Annotated in this window: 16 protein-coding genes; 4 read left to right on the top strand and 12 right to left on the bottom strand. The window is 51.1% G+C overall.

From position 1 onward, the window contains the following. Nucleotides 1–50: 50 nt before the first annotated feature. The 5 genes from E6C74_RS12310 to cobA all read right to left on the bottom strand — a co-directional run bounded on the left by E6C74_RS12310 (nucleotide 51) and on the right by cobA (nucleotide 7,464). Nucleotides 51–1,799, bottom strand: coding sequence for a bifunctional protein-serine/threonine kinase/phosphatase (locus E6C74_RS12310; protein ID WP_136485595.1), 1,749 nt, complete (start codon nucleotides 1,797–1,799; stop codon nucleotides 51–53). A 221-nt stretch (nucleotides 1,800–2,020) separates the two neighbouring features. Further along, on the bottom strand, nucleotides 2,021–3,490 hold the full coding sequence (locus tag E6C74_RS12305) for a NarK family nitrate/nitrite MFS transporter (RefSeq protein ID WP_136485591.1): 1,470 nt from the start codon (nucleotides 3,488–3,490) through the stop codon (nucleotides 2,021–2,023). Nucleotides 3,491–3,563: 73 nt separating this feature from the next. Continuing rightward, nucleotides 3,564–3,908, bottom strand: a complete 345-nt coding sequence (nirD, locus tag E6C74_RS12300; protein WP_136485589.1) for a nitrite reductase small subunit NirD — start codon at nucleotides 3,906–3,908, stop codon at nucleotides 3,564–3,566. A 61-nt stretch (nucleotides 3,909–3,969) separates the two neighbouring features. Beyond that, entirely contained in the window at nucleotides 3,970–6,528 is a 2,559-nt protein-coding gene (nirB, locus tag E6C74_RS12295; RefSeq protein WP_136485587.1) for a nitrite reductase large subunit NirB, read from the bottom strand. A gap of 102 nt (nucleotides 6,529–6,630) precedes the next feature. Further along, nucleotides 6,631–7,464: a uroporphyrinogen-III C-methyltransferase gene (gene cobA / locus E6C74_RS12290; protein WP_136485585.1), complete on the bottom strand. Its 834-nt coding sequence runs from the start codon at nucleotides 7,462–7,464 to the stop codon at nucleotides 6,631–6,633. A gap of 397 nt (nucleotides 7,465–7,861) precedes the next feature. On the opposite strand from cobA, the gene E6C74_RS12285 reads away from it, so the two are divergent. Continuing rightward, nucleotides 7,862–10,351: a nitrate reductase gene (locus E6C74_RS12285; RefSeq protein WP_136485583.1), complete on the top strand. Its 2,490-nt coding sequence runs from the start codon at nucleotides 7,862–7,864 to the stop codon at nucleotides 10,349–10,351. Nucleotides 10,352–10,852: 501 nt separating this feature from the next. Next, complete coding sequence (locus tag E6C74_RS12280; RefSeq protein WP_136485581.1) at nucleotides 10,853–11,857, top strand: right-handed parallel beta-helix repeat-containing protein; 1,005 nt, start codon at nucleotides 10,853–10,855, stop codon at nucleotides 11,855–11,857. A 91-nt stretch (nucleotides 11,858–11,948) separates the two neighbouring features. On the opposite strand, the gene E6C74_RS12275 is transcribed toward E6C74_RS12280, so the two are convergent. Beyond that, a complete protein-coding gene (locus E6C74_RS12275; RefSeq protein ID WP_136485578.1) occupies nucleotides 11,949–12,518 on the bottom strand; it encodes an RNA-binding S4 domain-containing protein in 570 nt (189 codons plus the stop codon). A gap of 134 nt (nucleotides 12,519–12,652) precedes the next feature. Next, entirely contained in the window at nucleotides 12,653–13,264 is a 612-nt protein-coding gene (locus E6C74_RS12270) for a glutathione S-transferase (RefSeq protein ID WP_136485576.1), read from the bottom strand. A 126-nt stretch (nucleotides 13,265–13,390) separates the two neighbouring features. Here E6C74_RS12270 and E6C74_RS12265 point away from each other — a divergent pair, with 126 nt between their 5' ends. Beyond that, nucleotides 13,391–13,972 (top strand): TetR/AcrR family transcriptional regulator, encoded by a 582-nt coding sequence (locus E6C74_RS12265; protein WP_136485574.1) that lies wholly within the window; start codon nucleotides 13,391–13,393, stop codon nucleotides 13,970–13,972. Beyond that, nucleotides 13,972–14,403, top strand: a complete 432-nt coding sequence (locus E6C74_RS12260; protein ID WP_136485949.1) for a DUF296 domain-containing protein — start codon at nucleotides 13,972–13,974, stop codon at nucleotides 14,401–14,403. The genes E6C74_RS12265 and E6C74_RS12260 overlap by 1 nt, the downstream gene beginning before the upstream one ends. Before the next feature lie 56 nt (nucleotides 14,404–14,459). Here the strand turns inward: E6C74_RS12260 and E6C74_RS12255 are convergent, their stop codons facing one another. The 5 genes from E6C74_RS12255 to E6C74_RS12235 form a co-directional block, all read right to left on the bottom strand. After that, on the bottom strand, nucleotides 14,460–16,052 hold the full coding sequence (locus tag E6C74_RS12255; protein ID WP_136485572.1) for an ABC transporter ATP-binding protein: 1,593 nt from the start codon (nucleotides 16,050–16,052) through the stop codon (nucleotides 14,460–14,462). After that, entirely contained in the window at nucleotides 16,052–17,095 is a 1,044-nt protein-coding gene (locus tag E6C74_RS12250; protein WP_136485570.1) for an ABC transporter permease, read from the bottom strand. Before E6C74_RS12250 ends, E6C74_RS12255 begins: the two co-directional genes overlap by 1 nt. Continuing rightward, entirely contained in the window at nucleotides 17,096–18,184 is a 1,089-nt protein-coding gene (locus E6C74_RS12245; protein ID WP_136485568.1) for a microcin C ABC transporter permease YejB, read from the bottom strand. Between the two features lie 9 nt (nucleotides 18,185–18,193). Beyond that, a complete protein-coding gene (locus E6C74_RS12240) occupies nucleotides 18,194–20,011 on the bottom strand; it encodes an extracellular solute-binding protein (protein WP_136485566.1) in 1,818 nt (605 codons plus the stop codon). 352 nt (nucleotides 20,012–20,363) lie between these two features. Beyond that, nucleotides 20,364–20,882 (bottom strand): NUDIX hydrolase, encoded by a 519-nt coding sequence (locus tag E6C74_RS12235; protein WP_136485563.1) that lies wholly within the window; start codon nucleotides 20,880–20,882, stop codon nucleotides 20,364–20,366. Nucleotides 20,883–21,350 lie beyond the last annotated feature (468 nt).

The following is a 21,350-nucleotide window of genomic DNA, read 5'->3' as shown; positions in this document are numbered from 1 at the left end:
TGAATTTCACCCATATGACTTATGATAGTTCTTCGCACGAGTTAGCCCGCTCACAGCAACATCACCCCTTCCAGAAGCGCGACGGCGATGGCCAGCAGTGCGGTGGCTTTCCAGAACAGCTGCGGATTGCGCTGCAATACGGGTTTGTGTTTGAACTCTTTCTGTAAGCGGATGTTGGGTGTAAACAGGTCGAGAATAAAATCCCCCAGCGCCTGATAACGCTGTGCAGGTGATGGATGAGTGGCTTTGCGTAGCGCCAGATCGACCCATAACGGGATATCAGAGCGAAATTGTTCGATCGGCCGGTAGTCCCATTTGATGTGCCGGGCGGACTGCAAATGGGTAGACTGTCTGGCTTTATATGGCAATTGTCCGCTCAGCATCTCGTAAGCGATAACAGCGATCGAAAACAAATCTGACAGCACTGTCACCTCACTGCCATTGATGTATTCCGGCGCAATGTAGTTAACCGCGCCAAGCGGGGCCTGTGGCTCAGGAACAGCTTGCATCTCTTCCAGTCCCATCACTTTAACTGCGCCAAAATCGATGATTTTGACTTTACCATCGCTGGTCAGCATGATGTTTTCCGGCTTCAGATCGCGGTGCACCATATCAGCTCGCTGAAACACTCGTACCGCTTTCACCACTTCGCTCAGAATGGTACGCACCTGGGCCAGTGATGGTGCGGGGTTATCAAACATCCACTGCCGCAGGGTAATGCCTTGTACCCATTCGCATAGCTGGTAGATAAACGGTGAATCAGCCGGCGTCGGATACACTTTCATGACCCGCTCGCTGTTGATTTGCGAACCGACCCAAAATTCGTTGGCAAAATGAACCAGATAATCCCGATCATCACTGTATTGCAGCGAAGGAGCTTTCAATACCCTGCTTTCACCGCTCGCCACCTCGGTCACCCGATACACATGGCTGCGTGAACCGGCATACAACACCTCATCAACCCGATAACCATCCAGGCTCTGTCCGACTTCCAGCGCGGGCGGAATCACCCGCGTCAGGGTCATCACCTGGTGTTCCAGCAAAGTACGTTGCGGTAGCTGCCTGACCTTGAGCAGCAGACAACTGACGTTATCCTGGCTGCCGTTGTCCAGCGCCTGCTGACATAACGCCTCACTAAGCGCTTGCAGGTCCAGGCCGGACTCCTGGTTCAGCGCATCCAGCATGCGGGTTTCATCGACGAAATCATGTACGCCGTCACTGGTCAGAATAAAATAGTCGTCAGGTTTGAGAGTGACGGTCTGATAGTCGACATCGAGCCGGTTATCCATGCCCAGTGCGCGGGTCAGATAAGCTTGCTGACCAAACCGGGTACGTTGATGATCCCGGGTCAGCAAACGCAATTTGCCATCCCGCACCCGATAGATGCGGGTATCGCCAACATGAAACAGATGCGCTGTGTTGGATTTAAAAATAGCGGCACTGAAGGTCGTCACCAAACCGTTGTGGGTCAGATTCTGTTGGCAGCCCGCTTCATACAGCGAGCTGTTGAGCGCGGTTAAGATCTGGCCGGCGCTATGGCGAATGCTCCAGCTGTCCGGGGTGGCGTAATAGTCATTAATAAACTGCACCACCGCGGTATGGCTGGCTTTCTGACTCTGGTTGCTGCAACTTACCCCGTCAGCAATACAGGCCACAATACCTTTATGCGCCACAACATCGGCCGCCTGTGGCTGCTTCACCAACAAAGCGTCCTGATTGTGCTGCCGGGTTCCGGTCAGCGAGGTACCGGCATGATCAATCATCAGTGCCTGTCCCTGTTTCATCTGCCTTGCATGCATAGAGATCCTCTTCACTTGCTCTGCTTAGTCAGCCTGATAGTGACTTTACCAGTCTGACCGAACAAAAGCTCAACACAGCCAGGGAAAACAGAACCTGAGCAACATTGAGCTTTTGAACGACTTAATCACACGAGCTTCGCTGTGCGGGCGAAACGTCTCATCAAGTCTCCCGATAAATCCGCTAAAGGAGAGCGGCGATCTATACCGCCACTCAGCTACCTTTAGTGTGAAACATCAATCAGAGTCACGCTGCCATCTTCATTGACTTCTGCAATCTTACCGCTCGGCTCTTCCATCAACATCAGGGCAGCAAAGCCAACCACTGCGGTCGCGGCAATCACAAAGAAGAAAGTTTGATAGTCGACAAATGACAGGATAGTCAGATAAGTCACCGCGCCGACGTTACCATAAGCCCCTGTCATGCCCGCGATTTGACCGGTCATGCGACGTTTAATAAGGGGGACAGTCGCAAATACAGCGCCTTCACCGGCCTGAACAAAGAACGAACACATCATCGCCGCAGCCACTGCCAGCCAGATTGGCCATTCGCTGCCGACTTGTCCCATCAGGAAGTAACCCACCGCCAGACCTGCGGTCAGGATAAGCAGGGTTGGTTTACGGCCGAAACGGTCTGAAATCCAACCGCCTCCCGGACGTGACATCAGGTTCATGAAAGCATAAGCAGACGCAACCATACCCGCGACAACCGGCGTCAGTTCAAAGGTTTCCGAGAAAAACAGTGGCAGCATGGAAACCACTGCCAGCTCTGAGCCGAAGGTCGCAAAGTACAGCACATTAAGTACCGCAACCTGTTTAAACTTGTACTGATGGACAGGCTCAACCGGTTTGTCAAACACCGTTTTGTTCACTTTCCATACCTGAGTCAGTTCAACCAGGTAGAGCGCGACCAAACCGGCGTAGATAGAGTTGACCGCGACATCCGGCAGCATCCCGATACCCGCTGAAGACAGTTTCCAGGCCAGCAGAGCCAGTACCGCATACATCGGAATTTTCATCAGCAACAGGAAGAAGAAATCGCCTTTTGAGGTCACTTCCATTGCCGTCATATGCTTAGGTTTGAAGTAGGTCGATCCTTTCGGGGTATCTGTCACACTGCGGTAAAACACCACGGAGAACAGCAGGCTCATCAGGCCGGTAATGGCAATGGCATAACGCCAGCCATCTTCACCGCCGAATAGCACAGCCGCTGTCGGCAGGGTAAACGCCGCCGCCGCAGAACCAAAGTTACCCCAACCACCGTAGATACCTTCCGCAGTCCCCAGCTCATTGTGCGGGAACCACTCCGACACCAAGCGAATGCCAATCACAAATCCGGCACCGATAAAGCCCAGCAGGAAGCGGGCAATCGCAGCCTGGATAAAGCTATCTGCAAAGGCGAACATAAAACAGGGAATCGAACAGACAGCCAGCAAAGCCGAATAAACCAGACGCGGACCATATTTATCGGTCAGCATACCAATCACGACGCGCGCCGGAATGGTCAGTGCCACATTGAGGATCAGCAGGGTTTTGATCTCCTGAGTGCTCAGCCCCAACGTTTCTTTCACCATCTGCAGCAGCGGCGCAAAGTTAAACCACACCACAAACGTGATGAAGAACGCAATCCAGCTCAGGTGTAAGATTTTCATCTTGCCGCTGAACGAAAAAAGTGAAAATTTGCTGTTTTCCATGATTCAATCCTTTTAATCAATTCAAAGAGATTCACAACCGCCGCGTCACTGCAGCGGTGTGGAAACGTTACGATCAGGCCGCATTGGCCAGCGATGCGAGAACTTGAACGACGCCATCCTGCTGACGAACCGGATAGGTTTTCAGGCGGTATTGCGCATCTTCCAGACACTCGCCGCTCAGCAGATGAAAATGCTGCTTATACAGGGGAGATGCCACATAAGGTTCACCGCCAAGCGACCCCATCATGCCGCGCGACATCACATTCGCCTCGCCAATCGGATCGAAGTTGGATACGGCGTACAGCTGACCGCTGCGCTGACAACTGAAGATCGCAACCTGTTCCCCGCCTACCAGTGCACATACGCCGACGTTAGGCACCAAGTCTTCTGCCTGACAAATGGTTATCCAGTTTTCCATTGCCCTTCTCCTGTTAATGGCTCAATTTATCACTGTTGAATAAGTCCGTGGCCGTTGTGGGTTATTCCACTTCCACGATATCAATCTGCTGAATCTGCTGCTGGCGCTTGTCCGCCTTTACCGCTTTGGGGAATCGCTGCTCGCGCACCGAGACAAACTGCAGACGTTCATCACGTTGATCACTGTTAATGAAGTGATTGAAACGCTTTAGTTTCTCTGGTGATTCCAGTGTGGTTTTCCATTCGCACTGATATTTAGCGATGTTTTCGGCCATGGCCTGTTCCAGTTCAACGCAGATGCCCAGCTTGTCTTCAATCACCACCTGTTTGAGGTACTCCAGACCACCGTCGAGGTTTTCCATCCATACTGAGGTGCGTTGCAGGCGATCGGCGGTACGAATGTAGAACATCAGAATACGGTCGACGTACTGGATCAGAGTCTGATCGTCGAGGTCGGTCGCAAACAGGTCAGCGTGACGCGGGCGCATACCGCCATTACCGCACACATACAGGTTCCAGCCGTTCTCGGTTGCGATCACGCCGATGTCTTTCGATTGCGCTTCCGCACACTCACGGGTACAACCGGACACCGCAAACTTGAGTTTGTGTGGTGAGCGCAGACCTTTGTAACGGTTTTCAATATCTATTGCGAAGCCGACACTGTTACCGACACCATAGCGACACCAGGTGCTGCCGACACAGGATTTCACCGTACGGACCGATTTACCGTAGGCATGACCGGTCTCAAATCCGGCCTCCACCAGCTGTTGCCAGATCTGCGGCAGATCGTTCAACTGGGCGCCGAACAGGTCGATACGCTGACCACCGGTGATCTTGGTATACAGGTCATACTGTTTAGCCACTTGACCCAGCACAATCAGTTTGTCCGGAGTGATCTCTCCGCCGGCGATACGCGGAACCACCGAATAGGTGCCGTCTTTTTGCATGTTGCCGAGGTAGATATCGTTAGTGTCCTGCAGCTCCATATGCTGGTTTTCCAGAATGTAGTCATTCCAGAACGAGGCCAGAATCGAGCCCGCGGCCGGTTTACAAATTTCACAACCATGACCAGTGCCGTATTGGCTCAAAAGTTCATCAAAGGTCTTAATCTGATTCACCCGCACCAGATCGCTCAGCTCCTGACGGGAATAAGCAAAGTGCTCACACAAGTCATTATTAACTTCGACCCCCAGGCTGAGCAGTTCGCTGTCCAGCACTTGTTTTGCCAGGGCTGAACAACCACCACAGCCGGTTGAAGCATTCGTGCTTTCTTTTAACCCGGCCATGGTGGTGCAGCCACTGGCCACCGCTTGTTTAATGTCGCCTTTGGTCACATCAAAGCACGAACAGATCACAGCGCTATCAGGCAGCGCATCAATTCCGGTTGCCGCCGTGTCATCCTCGACGGCATTGGGCAGAATCAGTACCGACGGGTTGGCAGGCAGCGGCATGTCGTTTTGTTTCAGTTGCAGTAAGGTTCCATAGGCCTCGGCATCGCCGACCAGCACAGCGCCGACGATACGCTTGCCGTCGGCAGAGACGATCAAACGTTTATAAACCTGGTCAATTTCATCACTGTAGGTATAAGACTGCGCGCCTTCGGTGCGACCATGCACTTCACCGATGCTGGCCACGTCCACACCGAGTAGTTTGAGTTTGGTGCTCATATCCGCACCAGTGAATGCCAGCTCAGAGTCTTTATCCAGAATGTGTTTCGCGGCCACTTTCGCCATTTGATAGCCAGGCGCAACCAGACCAAAAATCTGGTTGTGCCACAGTGCACATTCACCAATCGCATACACATCTTTATGGTTGGTCTGACAGTAGCTGTTGATAACAATCCCGCCGCGTTCACCCAGCGTGATATCGGAGCTGCGCGCCAGTTCATCCTGCGGACGAATACCGGCAGAAAAGACAATCATGTCGGTTTCGAGATGACTGCCGTCAGCAAAGTTCATCCGGTAGCGAGCCTCTTCACCGGCCACGATCTCACTGGTCGCTTTTTCCGTGTGTACGAATACACCCATGGCTTCAATTTTGCGGCGCAGCAGCGCACCGCCCCCCTCTTCCAGCTGTACCGCCATCAGGCGCGGGGCAAACTCAACCACATGAGTTTCCATACCGAGGTTTTTAATCGCGTTAGCCGCTTCAAGCCCCAGCAAACCGCCGCCAATCACCACGCCGGTTTTGCTCTGCTTGCTCGACAGCTCAATCGCATCCAAATCTTCTAGTGTGCGGTAAACAAAGCAGTGTTCGTGATCATTGCCCGGGATCGGCGGCACAAACGGATACGAACCGGTCGCCAGCACCAGTTTGTCGTACGCTTCAACGCGGCCGCTGGCGGTAACCACCTGCTTGTCCGCGGTATTGACCTGCACCACTTTCTCGTTGACCACGTATTTCACACCGTTGCTCTGGTAGTAAGCCTCATCGGTCAGCGCCAGATCCTGTGCCGTTTTACCGGTAAAGTAAGATGTCAATTGCACGCGGTCATACGCGAGACGAGACTCTTCGGAAAAAGTAATGATCTCCACATCATCACGCTGGCTCTGGATCAAAGTGTCGATAAATTTGTGGCCGACCATGCCATTGCCTACCACCACGATTCTTTGCTTACTCATAGTAATCTTCCCTAATGTAAATTTGTCTCTACGACTCATATTTGGTCTGTTGAGCCTGGTTTCCTGTCCTGCGCCAATTGCTGGCACGCAGTAAAATCTGAATTAAGCGGTTAATCTGAACGCTTGATACTCGCTCGCCTGTGCGCGCTGAGAAAGTTGCTGTAACCATTCCATTTGGTTGGCAACACTCACCACCTGGCCAATCACAATCAGTGCCGGAGACTGAATTTGATGCTGAGTCTTGATCTGGCTAAGCTCGCTCAGAACACCGGTAAAGACTCGCTGCTGCGCGGTACAACCGTTCTCAATCATGGCTACCGGGGTATCGCTGCTCATACCATGAGCCATCAGTTCCGCGCTGATGAGATCGGTTTTACTCAACCCCATATAAATCACTAACGTCTGATTAAGCTGCGCCAGCGCAGACCAGTTAACCGATAACTGTTTGTCAGCGTGAGCGGTAATAAAAGTGCAGCCCTGCGCCAGTCCGCGATGGGTCAGTGGAATATTGGCGTAAGTCGTGCAGCCTGATGCGGCAGTAATGCCGGGAATCACGTCGACTTTAATGCCCTTTTTAGTCAGGTAGAGCATCTCCTCAGCACCACGACCAAATACGAATCCGTCGCCACCTTTCACCCGCACAACATTCACGCCAGACTGAGCGTACTTAGCCAGAATCTGATTGATTTCATCCTGAGTGGCACTGTGATGACCTTTGGCTTTACCGACATACAGCGTTTTCGCCTCAGCAGGAAACAGCGCGCGGATGTCTGCACTGACCAGATTATCAAACACAATAAAGCGCGCATTTTGAATCGCTCTTAGCGCTTTGACCGTCAGCAGATCCGGATCACCCGGTCCCGCACCCACTAAGGTGACGATACCTGTAGCGTTAAGAGCTGTACTGCTGAGCATTGTTTTCATGTCTGACTTCATGGTTGGCTCCCTGCACTGAAAATGATTTTTGCTAAATCCAACAACGCAATTTGAATGCCAAACTTTAAAAATTTGCAGGAGATATTTTATTTTCTATTTATTTTTCATATGCATAAATTAAATAATCAATCAGAAATGCTGGCTAAAAACACGGCACAAAAAAGTAAATACTGTTATTTTATGAGCACTCACGGTGCATTTAATTCTTGAGTGGTGCAATACCTATACCTCCAAAGGGTAATACCTTAAAAACACACCTACCACTTTAGTGGTATATCAATATTTAAATTGCTGTTTTTATTGATTTTAATTTAATTTATTCCAACTTTTAACATTCTGGTTTATTTATTGCACCTAACACAAATAAAGGAAATAAATCAGAATAGGGAGCATCTGCATGTCACGTGAGAATGATGGATGGATTAAGACAACGTGTGCGTATTGTGGTGTGGGCTGTGGTGTCGAAGCAAGGCCAAAGCTCAGCGGTGAATTGGAGATCAGAGGTGATAAAAGTCACCCGTCCAATTACGGTAAGTTGTGTACGAAAGGAATCGCCCTGGGCGATACGATTATTACTGACGGACGTCTGCTCACGCCGACTCTTAATCCCAATGACCAGCCACAAACCCTCGACTGGAGCAGCGCAACGACATTAATCGCCGATAAATTCAGTCAGGCCATTCGCGACTATGGATCGGACTCTGTCGCTTTTTATGTCTCCGGTCAGTTGCTGACCGAAGATTATTACGTCGCCAACAAACTGATGAAGGGATTTATTGGCAGCGCTAACATCGACAGTAACTCGCGCCTCTGTATGGCCTCTTCCGTGGTTGGCCATAAACGTGCGTTCGGCTCAGATACCGTACCCGTCTGTTATGAAGATCTTGAACTGGCCGGCATGGTGGTCTTGGTCGGATCAAATCTGGCCTGGTGTCACCCGGTGCTGTTCCAGCGCTTACGTGCTGCCAAGCAGGTCAACCCCGAACTTAACGTCGTCGTGATCGATCCGCGTAAAACGGACAGCTGTGACATTGCCGATCAGCATCTGGGATTACATTCCGGTTCGGACGTGGCGCTGTTTAATGGCTTGCTGACTTATCTCGACCAGCACCAGCATCTCGATCACACTTATATCAAGGCGCATACCAAGGGTTTTGAGCAAGCGCTGCAAGCGGCCCGTGCACAAGCGGACATCGCAGAGATTACCGGGCTTTCGCATCAGCAACTCGACGAGTTCTATCACGCTTTTGCAACTCAGCAAAAAGTAGTCACCCTCTATTCTCAGGGCGTCAATCAGTCGAGTATCGGCTCAGACAAAGTCAACAGCATCATTAACTGTCATCTGGCGAGTGGTAAGATCGGCTACCCGGGCTGCGGTCCTTTTTCCGTGACCGGACAACCCAATGCCATGGGCGGGCGTGAAGTCGGGGCACTGGCCAATACCCTGGCCTCTCACATGGAGTTTGATAACCCGCAGCACCATCAGTTAATTAGCGATTTCTGGCACACCGACAATCTGGCAACTCAGCCCGGCCTCAAAGCGGTGGAGCTGTTTGATGCAATGGCTGAGGGCAAAATTAAAGCGGTGTGGATTATGGCGACCAACCCAATGGTCAGCCTGCCGGACAGCGATAAGATCCGTAAGGCACTGCAAACCTGCCCGTTTGTGGTGGTGTCTGATTGTATCGCCGATACTGAAACCACACGCATGGCGGATTTAGTTGTGCCGGCTCAGGGCTGGAGCGAAAAATCCGGTACGGTGACCAATTCAGAGCGCCGGATCTCACGCCAGCGCCGTGTTATGCCAAGCCCCGGCATGGCTAAGCCGGATTGGTGGATCATCAGCCAGGTCGCAAGCAAAATGGGCTACGCGCAGCAATTCAATTACCGTCACGAGGGCGAAGTGTTTGCCGAGTACGCCAGGTTATCTACGCTGGGCAATCTCAGCGGTGAACGTGATTTCACTCTGATTGGCCTGACTCAGCTTGATGACCAGGGCTACAGCCGCCTGACGCCACAGCAATGGCCGGTGGTTGAACTGCAAACCGAGATAGTCAACCAGCGTCTGCTGACTAAGGGCCGCTTCTATACCCCTGATGGTAAAGCCAACTTTATCGCCACCCATCACAAAGCGCCGCATGACGGGACCAGCAACCGATTTCCGTTATTGCTCAACAGCGGCAGAACCCGCGATCACTGGCACACCATGTCACGAACCGGTTTATCGGCTCGTCTCGGCGAACACCGCACGCAGCCTTACGTGCAAATCCATCCGAACACAGCAGCTTACTATGGCATTACCTCCAATCAACTGGTCAAGATTCATAACACGCAAGGGCAAGCTCTGGCGCGGGCAGAAATTTGTGCACAAGTGCTTCCCGGCCAGTTGTTCATGCCGATTCACTGGAATAATGCCACAGCGAAACAGAGTAAGCCGTGCGCACTGATCGCGCCTTTTACCGATAAGCTTTCCGGCCAGCCGGAATTTAAACATACCGCAGTCAGCATCGCTCCATATGCGTTACAAAGCGCAGCACGTTTTGTTACGCGCACTATGGTCACGTTAGATGGGGTCGAATACTGGGCCAGGCAGAAAATCGAACACGGTTATCTGTACCACATAGAATCGTCTTTACCCGCACATCAGTTGGCGAATCTATTGAAGCAACAGCTACACTCCGGCTACGACCAATTACTGAGTGTTGACAGTGGTTCAGCAGGCTCACAGCAGCGCTGGGTGACCGTCTGTGGCGAGCAAGTGTTGCAGGCTCTGCATGTATGGGCGCAATCATTACCGGCTCCCGTCGATGACCTGAGCGAACTGCTCAAGTCTCCGTTCAGCGATAAACAGGCCGGTGCACTGTTAGCCCTGCCTACCGTTGCCTGAGCGCAGCCATCTAACCTCCATATCTTCCTTTACTCATCAATAATCCGGCTCAGTCTGTTTAGCCGGGTTATTGCCTGATCGAGACTAATCTCGCCCTCTTCTCAAGCGCTCACCTTATATTCAAATAAATTAACAGAACATCGTTTTATAAAAATGGTATCCTATCGCTCCGATTGTCCTTAGACCAACTATGGCTAGCGTTCACAGACTAACCGAGGGCAAAGAACATTTCGTAAAGCGCGGCAACGGTCAGCGCACCACTTATCATAAAATTGATACTGTCATTGAGATTACCAAATAGTTTTCACCCTAGATTTCCACATTAGAGAGGTTCCCTTGCAACGTCACTCCTTCTTAGCATGCACGCTGCTTGTTTTCTTAACCGCCTGTTCCGAAGACACGACTACTGCGGCAGAATCCGCACAGACTGCCGACAGCACATCCCTCCCGACTGCACGAGAAACCTGCGCTACGCTGGGCATTAGCTTTCAGCCGTTGAACTTGCCAGACAGTTCCAGTCTGATTTTAGTCACTAATTATGTGGATCTGCTGACGGCAATTAGTGCCGGCTATCGCTACATCAAGATCCCTGCCGGAGTCACCATAGAGCTTCCGAACCAATCCGGGGCGTTGTCACTTGGCCTCGGCCAGACGCTGTTCGGTGAACGCGGCCAGGTCGACAATCCGGGTAAGCTGGTGGTTTTGCCGCTCGAAACAGATTCAGATGACAAGTACCCGGTGATCACTCTGGCCAGCCACAGCCGAATATCCGGTCTGATCATTGAAGGCCCAGTGCAAGTCAGCAACAGTGATAAGCAGACTATCGGGATGCAGGCTGAGTCGTATTCGACCGATGTGATGGTTGATAACAACGAAATATACGGCTGGCCCTGGGCAGGCGTGTCGCTGAAACAAAGTCATCAGGCTTTTATTAACAACAACTATATTCATCACAATATCAAAAGTGAACTTGGCTACGGTGTGGTGGTGCAGAACGGTGATACCAGCGCCACTATCCAGTGCAACATTTTCTCCGCCAACCGTCACGCCATTGCAGGTTCAGGCAAGCTTGGTGAAGGTTACCTGGCTCAGTATAATCTGGTGATGCAGGATGGCGGCCGCGGTGCCTATCATCAGTTCGATATGCACCAAGGCAGCGAAGGATACGGCGGCAGCTATGTGCATGTGATGCATAACTGGTTCAACTATGGCGACTATGGCACCTCAAATCGCTCCTCGGTGGGTATTCGCGGGATACCGGAGCAAGGGCCGGCAACGGTAGAAAAGAATATTTTTAAATCGCAGTATCATCTCACCGCTACAACTACAACAGTAACCGGCGTCAGCGGTTCAATCCCATCAGAGCAAGATCAGGTAGCCAATAACACTTTTGGTGCGGTATTTAATTTTTCACGCATTGATGATCAAAGCTGCGAAATGCAGGCCGCGGATGAGAATATAGCCGTGAGCTGTGCGGCTGTGGGCCTGGGAGAAGAGGTATTTTAGCGTCAGTACCTTTGGCACAGTCCTCAATCATGAGATCAAAAGGAGCCTTATCGGCTCCCCTTGATCAACAGATTTCCCGTTATACCGGCTATCAGAAGAAACGAATCGCGTTGCGTCCGCCCTCTGATTGGGCTGGGATGCTATCGGCGTTATTATCGACAGCCGCTTTATCTGGCGTAGCCTTTGCTTTGTTTGGCTTGGCAGACTGAGAGAGAGGGTGAGCTTTGTTCTGGCCTTTTTTACCAGCCTGAGCACCCTTTTTACTGGCTGCTTTGTTTTTGTCTGCCGACTTTTTCTTGTCAGCAGATGGCTGGCTGTTATTGCCTTTCTTCTTCGCAGCCGGTGCCGCTTTCTTCTCTGCCTGTTTCACAGGTTTTGGCTCGGCTTCGGTAACGGGTGCATCACAGATCACCAGGTAATATTCCTGATCAAACTCCACCAGGTCGCCATCGTACAGCTTGCGGCGCTTACGGGTTTCGATTTCACCGTTGACCGCCACATAACCTTCAGCGATCGCGTATTTCGCTTCACCACCGCCACTGACGACGTTGGCAATCTTCAATACTTTATAGAGTTCAATAGGTTGTTCATCGACTTCGACACCAATTGCCTCGATTTCGACTTCTTCTTCATCCCACTGAGCTGCTTCAAATTCATTCATGATCATTGTCTCTACAACATTTAGCGCTAGTGTACCGAAGCCACCCGCATTAATAAATCAAATCCTGCAGACTCACTGATTAACGGATAAGAAGCGTACTCTATACCAACCACATCCCTGAGATATCCTTGCGTTTACTGAAATGACGGACGCTGAGCGATGACTTGCTGCCAGCGGGCAATATTGGCGAACTGACCGGTCACATCGATTTCCAGTGCTTTTTGCGCAAAACCCACAAAAATAAACGCGGTGATATCAACGATGGTAAACGCAGAACCGGCAACATAGTCACTTTGCGCCAGACGTGCATCAAGCTGGGGCAGAAATTCAGCTACGCGTGATTTACTTTCTTCACCCCAGGCAGCGACACAGGTTTCACGATCCTGATAAATCCCGCTCAGGTTACGAAATGCCTGGAATCCGGCATACAGGCCCTGAAATTCGACCACGCGATGCCACATTTCGACCTGCGCTTTGCTCAGCGCATCATGGCCAAACAGATTTTTATCGTTAGCTGTCGTTTCATCAAAATAACGGCAGATCGCGACACTTTCACATAAAGTTGTCCCATCATCCAGTTCCAGCATCGGCACCTTACCGTTGACACTCTTATGCTTGAAGGTGTCGGTCAGGTTATCGCCTTCACGCACATTAAGCGCAACACGCTCGACATCGACACCCAACTCTTTGAGAAAAATGCTGACCCGGCGGCAGCTTGGCGTCATGGCGGTTTCGTATAGCTTCATTTTACATCCCTTTCATCTTTAACTGAACGATCGTTTAGGATAGACTTTAGCGGTAAACTAAACGATCAGTCAAGAATCATTTTAGCCAGCCTGATAAGCTCGGGCGCACCAACGAGGCAGATAACCATGGCCAGAAAATGTAATTTTGATCGCGACCAGAAGCTGGCCCAGGCCATGGAACTGTTCTGGCAACGGGGCTATGCCCATACTGCGATTTCTGATCTGATCGATGCGCTGCAAATCAACCGCTTCAGCCTGTACAACACCTTTGGTGACAAACAGCAACTCTACTATCAGGCGTTGGATAAATACCTGCAGTCGGTCTCTTTTCCGGCACTGGCGGAGCTGCAAAAGCCGCAGGCATCGCTGAGCGAGATAGAGCACTTTCTGCGCCAGTTTGCAGAACTCCAGCGCCAACGCAGCCGTGGCTGTTTTATGCAAAACGCGTTAGTGGAACATGCCGGAGAGGATGAGCGGGTACTGGAACGTGGTCACCAACTGTTTGATCACTTAACCGAGGTGCTGACACAGGCGTTAACCAAGGCGGTCGCGAGCGGCGCTGTGGCCGGCAATCTTGCCCCTGCGGCGCTCGCCAGCCTGATCCTGACCCAGATGCAGGGCATGCGCGTGCTGGGCAAAGCCAAACGTTATCAGGACCTTGAGCAGGCACTGGAAACCCTGCTGCAACTGATTAAGGGAGAGGCATGATGATCAATGTTATCGCCACCCGTCTGACCCGGGGCGCCGATCTGAAACAGTCGATTCTGGCACTGATCAGGCAGAACCAGGTGCAGGCAGGGTCTGTCGCGTCCTGCGCCGGATGCTTATCAACGCTCAATATTCGCCTTGCGGACAGTCACAGCACACTGAGCATTGAAGCACCGTTTGAAATTGTTTCGCTGATGGGCACCCTGACCCATGCTCACCTTCATCTGTATATTGCAGTCGCTGATGCAAAGGGCAAAGTCTGGGGCGGTCATTTGCTGGATGGCAATATCGTCAATACCACAGCAGAACTGATTATCCATCACTACCCGACTCTGCAGTTTGAACGCCAGTTTGACAGCGATACCGGCTACAGTGAGCTGACGGTCCATGAATCGGCTCAAACCCAATCTGCTCAAACCTATTCGTATTGAAGACAAAGGCCCGCATTGCCGGGCCTTTGTCTGTCACTCAAACATTGCAAGCAACACTAAAACGACGACAGGCTGACCAGCTGACGGGTATAAGGCTGGCCGGGATTCTGAAACAGGTCCAGCGTCGGACCCTGCTCTACAATTTCACCCTGCTTCATCACTATGGTGTAATGACACAGTGATTTCACCACGTTGAGATCATGGCTGATAAATAGATAGGTTAAGCCGTATTTTTCCTGCAGCGATTTGAGCAAATCCAGCACCTGCGCCTGTACTGTGCGATCCAGAGACGATGTCGGCTCGTCGAGCAGAATAAATTCCGGTTTCAACACCAGAGCACGGGCAATCGCAATCCGCTGACGCTGACCGCCGGAGAACTCATTCGGATAACGATGGCGAGTTTGCGGATCGAGATCCACTTCGCGCATCGCATCACAGATCGCCGCATCAATCTGTTCGTCGCTGAAATCGGTATGCACGTACAGGCCCTCACCAATCACCTGTGCCACTGACATTCGCGGATTGAGCGCCGAAAACGGGTCCTGAAACACCACCTGCATTTTACTGCGGTACGGCAACATACCTTTACGATCCAAACCTTGCAGGTCTTGGCCGTCGTACTCAATCACACCCTGCGAATTCACCAGTTTCAGGATTGCCATGCCGGTGGTTGATTTGCCTGAACCACTTTCGCCGACCAAACCAATCGAATGACCTTTTCTGAGTTCAAACTGCATGTCCGTTACTGCTTTCACGTGGTCTACGGTGCGTTTAAGCAGGCCACCGGTGATGGGAAACCACACTTTGAGATCCTGAGCTTTGAGCAGAACCGGGCTGTTGCTGTCCACCGGTACCGGTAAGCCGCGCGGATCAGACTGGATCAGCAATTGGGTATAAGGATGCTGCGGCGCCACAAACAGAGTCTTACAGTGATTAACCTCAACCAGTTTGCCTTGCTGCATCACGGCTACCCGATCGGCAATGCGGCGCACAATGCTCAGATCATGCGTGATGAACAGCATCGCCATACCGAGCTCTTGTTGCAGCGATTTGAGCAGATCGAGGATTTGCGCCTGCACTGACACATCCAGCGCCGTGGTCGGCTCGTCGGCAATCAGCAGCTCCGGCTCATTAATCAGTGCCATCGCGATCATCACCCGCTGGCGTTCACCACCGGATAATTCATGCGGATAAGCGTTGATCTTACTGGCCGGATTCCGGATACCGACTTTTTCCAGCCAGCTGATTGCGAGATTCTCCGCTTTTTTCTGCCGCATGCCGCGATGAATAGCCAGGGTTTCCACCAGCTGCTTACCAATTTTGTGCAGCGGGTTGAGTGACACCATCGGCTCCTGAAAAATCATACCAATCCGGCCACCGCGAATACCGCGTAACTGACGCTCGGAGCATTGCAGTGTATTCACCCCGGCAAAATTGATTTGACCTTCCAGATAATGGGCCGAACCTTTGGGCAGCAGCTTTAAAATCGCATTCGCGGTCACCGATTTACCCGATCCGCTCTCGCCCACCAGCGCCAGAGTTTCGCCTTTATTGATCGACAGCGATACCTGATGAGTCACCGCCTGCACCGCATCACTGCGGCCAAAGCCGACCGACAAGTTTTCGATTGTGAGTAATGCTTCGCTCATCAGCCTCTCCGTTGTAAATGGGGGTCAAACGCATCCCGCACGGCTTCACCGACAAATACCAGCAAAGTCAGCATCAGCGACAACACAACAAACGCCGAAATACCCAGCCACGGAGCCTGTAAATTGGTTTTACCTTGCGCCAGCAATTCACCCAGTGATGGTGAACCGACCGGCAGACCAAAACCGAGAAAATCGAGAGACGTTAAGGTGGTGACCGAGCCTGACAAAATGAACGGCATCATGGTTAATGACGCGACCATCGCGTTCGGTAACATGTGGCGCAAAATGATACGGGTGTCATTCACCCCCATCGCCTGCGCCGCGCGTACGTAATCAAAATTACGGCAGCGTAAGAATTCTGCCCGCACCACGCCCACCAGACTCATCCAGCTGAACAGCACCATGATGCCGAGCAACCACCAGAAATTCGGTTCGACAAAACTCGACAGAATAATCAACAGAAACAGGGTTGGCATGCCTGACCACACTTCGATAAAGCGCTGGCCGAGTAAATCCAGCCAGCCGCCGTAATAACCCTGAGTGGCACCAACCACCACACCGATCAATGAAGATATGATGGTGAGGACAAAACCAAACAGCACTGAAATACGAAAGCCGTAGATAATTCGCGCCAGGACATCGCGCCCTTTGTCATCGGTGCCCAGCCAGTTGACACTGTCCGGTGCAGACGGTACAGAGCCGACAATATCGAAGTTGATGGTGTCGTAACTGAAATGGATCAGTGGCCAAATCATATACCCCTTCTCTTCAATCAGATCGATGACATACGGATCGGTGTAATCCGCTTCGGTCTCAAATTCACCGCCAAAGCGGGCTTCGGCGTATTGCTCAGCTATCGGGAAAAACCATTGGTTATCATAAGAGACAAACAAAGGTTTATCGTTGGCGATCACTTCCGCAAACAAGCTGATAAGAAACAGCAGCGAAAATATCCACAACGAATAGAAACCACGCCGGTTGGATTTAAATCGCTGCCAGCGCGCCGCGTTGAGCGGATTCACTTTTTTACTCCTCAACACCATTTAGCGGGCCTCAAAATCAATGCGCGGATCAACCCAGGTGTAGGTCAAATCCGAAATAATGCCGAGTATCAGACCAAGTAATGTCATGATGTACAATGAACTGAATACCACCGGATAGTCGCGCTGAATCGTGGACTCAAAGCCCAGCAGACCAATGCCCTCCAGCGAAAACATCACCTCAATCAGCATCGAGCCGGTGAAAAAGATACTGATAAATGCACTCGGGAAACCGGCGATGATGATCAGCATCGCGTTACGAAACACGTGCTTGTACAGAATACTGCCCTCATCCAGCCCTTTAGCACGTGCGGTGACCACATACTGCTTATTGATCTCATCCAGAAACGAGTTTTTGGTCAGCATGCTTAGGGTCGCAAAGCCACTGATCACCATGGCGCAAATCGGCAAAGCCAGATGCCAGAAGTAATCGATGATCTGCTGATACCCGTTGAGCTGGTCAAAATTATCCGACACCAGCCCCCGCAGCGGGAACCAACTGAAGTAGTTGCCACTGGCAAACAGAATGATCAGAATAATCGCAAACAAAAAACCGGGAATGGCATAACCAACGATCACCATCGCACTTGACCAGACATCAAAGCGTGAGCCGTGATGAATCGCCTTCATGATGCCGAGCGGTATCGAGATCAGATAGATGATCAACGTACTCCACAAGCCGAGTGATATCGACACCGGCAGTCGGTCAACAATCAAATCAATCACATTACCGCCGCGGAACAAGCTCTCGCCGAAGTTAAACGTGACGTAGTTTTTCAGCATGTCGAAATAGCGTTCGTGCAGTGGCTTATCAAAACCAAACTGACGTTTAATCGCTTCCACCACCTCAGGATCCAAACCACGAGAGCCCTTGTAGCCGGTCGGGTCACCATTGTCGACTTTCGACATGTCGACTTCCTGCCCCCCTCCGGAAAAGCGCTCCATGATGCCGGAGGTATGGCCCTGCAGGTTGGCAATCGCCTGCTCAACCGGCCCACCGGGCGCTATCTGGATGATGAAGAAGTTAATGGTAATGATGGCCCACAGCGTTGGTATCACCAACAGCAAACGGCGAATGATGTACGCAGCCATAACTTCCTCTTAACGACGCTTCTCAGGTAATTTTTCGGCCTTCTGTTTGGAGATCCACCAGGTATCCAAACCAAGATCGTACTTAGGCATTACAGCCGGACGCTCAAACTTATCCCAGCTCGCGACCCGGTACATACTGGTGTGCCACTGCGGAATGATGTAAAAATTCCACTGCAGGATACGATCCAGCGCTTTACCCAATGATTTCAGCTTTTCCGGATGTTCCTGATTCTTGGCGATATCCAGGGTTAGCTGATCAATCACCGGATCCGTCACGCCTGCGGTATTGTAGGTCGAATCAAGATAATGCGAGTTCCACACTATCATCAGGTTCGGATTCGGGAACGGATTAGCAGCATAAGAAGACGAGACCATATCGAAGTCTCTGTCACGCAGGCGCTTGATGTACTGCGTGGTATCGATGGTGCGGATCTTCATATCAATGCCCATCAGCTTGAGATTCTTTTGCAGCGGAATCGCAATACGTTCAGAGGTCGGGCTGTAAATCAGCAGCTCAAAAGACATTGGCTGACCGGTTTTAACATTGGTCATCACCTTATCTTTCAACTCCCATCCCGCCTCTTTCAGCAGTTTGAACGCCTGACGCATCTGCGGACGAATACGACCACTGCCATCGGTGACCGGTGGTTGATACTCTTGCGTAAACACTCGCGCCGGAATCTTATCTTTAACCGGATTTAACACCGTCAGTTCAGCGTCATCCGGTAAACCTTTCGCCTCGTATTCGGTATTCTGAAAGTAACTGCGAGTGCGAGTGTACTGACTGTAGAACATGTTTTTGTTCATCCACTCAAAGTCCATCGCATAATTCAGCGCTTCGCGAACACGCACGTCACTAAACACCGGACGCTGGGTATTAAACACAAAGCCTTGTGTTGCCGCCGGAGCATCGTGCGGAATTTCTTCTTTTTTAATGAAACCGTTATCAAAATTGGCGCCGGTGTAAGAGGTCGCCCAGTACTTAGCCTGACTCTCCTGGCGTAAATCAAACTCACCGGCTTTGAACGCTTCAAGCATGACGGTGTCATCACGGTAATAATCGTACTGCACCTCTTTGAAGTTGTTACGACCGACATTAACCGGTAAATCTTTGGCCCAGTAATTATCATCCAGTTTATAGGTCACACTCTGACCAGGTTTGAACTCTTCCACTTTATAAGCGCTGCTACCAACCGGCGGCTGATTAAGCGGTTCTGACAGGCTCTTATCCTTCCAGAAGTGCTGCGGTAACACACGAGTTGACTGCGCAAAACTGAACAACTTTTCACGATTCGGCTCTGCCATTTCAATTCGCACTGTTTTGTCATTCAGCGCTTTAACCGATTTTATTTCTTTGTAGTAAACCCGGTACTGAGGCACGCCTTCAGTCATAAACTTGTTGAAGGTAAATTCCACGTCGTGCGCGGTAATAGGCACGCCATCCTGAAAACGCGCGTTGGGATTGATGTCCAGCTCCAGCCAGGCGTAATCATCCGAGTAACGCACTTTCTCTGCAATCAAAGGATAGTAAGAGTCAATTTCGTCAGCCGGTGAAAACATCAGCGGATCGTAGAGCTCACCACTGGCTGCCGCAGCGACGCCACGTGAGGCGTAGCGGTTGAAGTTATCGTAGGTGCCGACCTGGCCATAAGTCACTTTGCCGTATTTTGGCGCATCGGGATTAACATAATCAAAGTGAGTGAAGTTTGGCGGATACTTTGCTGTGCCGAAACCCACCAGGCTGGTACTTTCGATCACATCAGCGAGAGAGAAATGGCTGGTCAGAGCTAATATCATCCCTAACGCCATTGGTCTTACTTTCCCCATTCAAAAATCCTTCTGCTTAATGTTGCGTCTGGTGCCGACATTGCGTCAGTCCGAGGACACGATCATTTCTTATCAATAATTCAGCTAGTTATGAGTATATACCCTTTAGATCCGAGATGCAGTATTCCATCGTTGACTGCGGGTCTGGCTGCAAAACTGTTCACCTTGCCAGACCGACTATCCACCCTGGCAGACAAGCCGGTCAGCTGTGCGTCAATCTCTTGCAGGTACTGATGCTATAGACAGCCCCGGCATCAGCAAAGTTCAAACAATTCAGCCACCTGTGAAACGGGATATGGATGCACCGAGCTAACCGATATGAGAACGCTACACCAGATACGCCAACCGAGGTTTACAGCAGTTCTCTGGCGATCAGGCGCAACAGGAAAGTCTCCCGCTCCACACTCATGCCCTTTTTATCGCTTTCGGTCATCGTCTTTTCATTGTGGCGTATCGCATCATTAATATTAATCCACACCGGCTTCATGCCATTTTTGACTTCATAATCTTCAAACCGCGTTTCGCCCAGTACTCGGTCAATTTTGCAGGTAAAACAATGGGAAATCATATGCATCACCTCGGCGTCATCACGATACCAGGGACGAAACTCCTCATAGATGCCATAGGGTTGAATATGATGAATATTCTTCGCACCCGTTTCTTCTTCCAGTTCTCTCACCAACCCCTGCAGAATATCCTCATGCGCATCGACCCCGCCGCCCGGCAGGGTGTAATCGTGATAGCGTGCGGTATACAGCATCAGAATATCTTCACCATCAACCACAATGGCCCGCGCCGCCTGACGCTGAATGATGCGATACTCGCTTAACGGTCCGAGTTCAGGATGGGTGGCAGTGTGTATATGTCTCATTTCGATTCCTCACCAGTTTTGCCGCCCACTTTATATCAAAACTCCCTGTTAACGCAGGGATTTTACCCACATGCGATGCCCTCTGTTTAAACCGTGCGCGGCGCATGCTCAATCCGGGCCTGATCTCCCTCAGGTGCTTGCTCTATCCTCAGGTTCCGGCTCTATCAGGATGTAACAGGTAGCGGCCGCGATATGTCCGCCTCTGCCGTAGCGCAACATCAGCTCATTGATGTTGGCTCGTAAACGGCGATCAAAGATCGATTTTTCCGTACTGCATGTCTTTAGGTTCAACACGCTTGATGTCGTTAATCAGGTCGAGTTTTTGAGTAGTACGGCATGCACCAGGATCAAAGTGCCGTATGAAATAACTCTAGACTGCATCAGCAGTTTGACAAATCTAAGCTGCTGTTTTCAATGTAGCAAAGCCACAAACTGCCAGTATGATCACGCCTTTTATTACGCCGTACA

Origin of the sequence: Vibrio sp. H11, from assembly GCF_004804295.1 — a bacterium.
Lineage (GTDB): Bacteria > Pseudomonadota > Gammaproteobacteria > Enterobacterales > Vibrionaceae > Vibrio > Vibrio ostreae.
Note: the sequence above shows the minus strand (reverse complement) of the source record. Positions and strands in the feature narration are given on the sequence as shown.

Bases quoted from the DNA above. Each gene is read 5' to 3' on its own strand.
- E6C74_RS12255 (WP_136485572.1), bottom strand. From the start codon at position 16,052: ATGAGCGAAGCATTACTCACAATCGAAAACTTGTCGGTCGGCTTTGGC.
- cobA (WP_136485585.1), bottom strand. From the start codon at position 7,464: ATGAAGTCAGACATGAAAACAATGCTCAGCAGTACAGCTCTTAACGCT.
- E6C74_RS12265 (WP_136485574.1), top strand. From the start codon at position 13,391: ATGGCCAGAAAATGTAATTTTGATCGCGACCAGAAGCTGGCCCAGGCC.
- E6C74_RS12240 (WP_136485566.1), bottom strand. From the start codon at position 20,011: ATGGGGAAAGTAAGACCAATGGCGTTAGGGATGATATTAGCTCTGACC.
- E6C74_RS12285 (WP_136485583.1), top strand. From the start codon at position 7,862: ATGTCACGTGAGAATGATGGATGGATTAAGACAACGTGTGCGTATTGT.
- nirB (WP_136485587.1), bottom strand. From the start codon at position 6,528: ATGAGTAAGCAAAGAATCGTGGTGGTAGGCAATGGCATGGTCGGCCAC.
- E6C74_RS12275 (WP_136485578.1), bottom strand. From the start codon at position 12,518: ATGAATGAATTTGAAGCAGCTCAGTGGGATGAAGAAGAAGTCGAAATC.
- E6C74_RS12245 (WP_136485568.1), bottom strand. From the start codon at position 18,184: ATGGCTGCGTACATCATTCGCCGTTTGCTGTTGGTGATACCAACGCTG.
- E6C74_RS12260 (WP_136485949.1), top strand. From the start codon at position 13,972: ATGATCAATGTTATCGCCACCCGTCTGACCCGGGGCGCCGATCTGAAA.
- nirD (WP_136485589.1), bottom strand. From the start codon at position 3,908: ATGGAAAACTGGATAACCATTTGTCAGGCAGAAGACTTGGTGCCTAAC.
- E6C74_RS12270 (WP_136485576.1), bottom strand. From the start codon at position 13,264: ATGAAGCTATACGAAACCGCCATGACGCCAAGCTGCCGCCGGGTCAGC.
- E6C74_RS12305 (WP_136485591.1), bottom strand. From the start codon at position 3,490: ATGGAAAACAGCAAATTTTCACTTTTTTCGTTCAGCGGCAAGATGAAA.
- E6C74_RS12235 (WP_136485563.1), bottom strand. From the start codon at position 20,882: ATGAGACATATACACACTGCCACCCATCCTGAACTCGGACCGTTAAGC.
- E6C74_RS12250 (WP_136485570.1), bottom strand. From the start codon at position 17,095: ATGGTGTTGAGGAGTAAAAAAGTGAATCCGCTCAACGCGGCGCGCTGG.
- E6C74_RS12310 (WP_136485595.1), bottom strand. From the start codon at position 1,799: ATGCATGCAAGGCAGATGAAACAGGGACAGGCACTGATGATTGATCAT.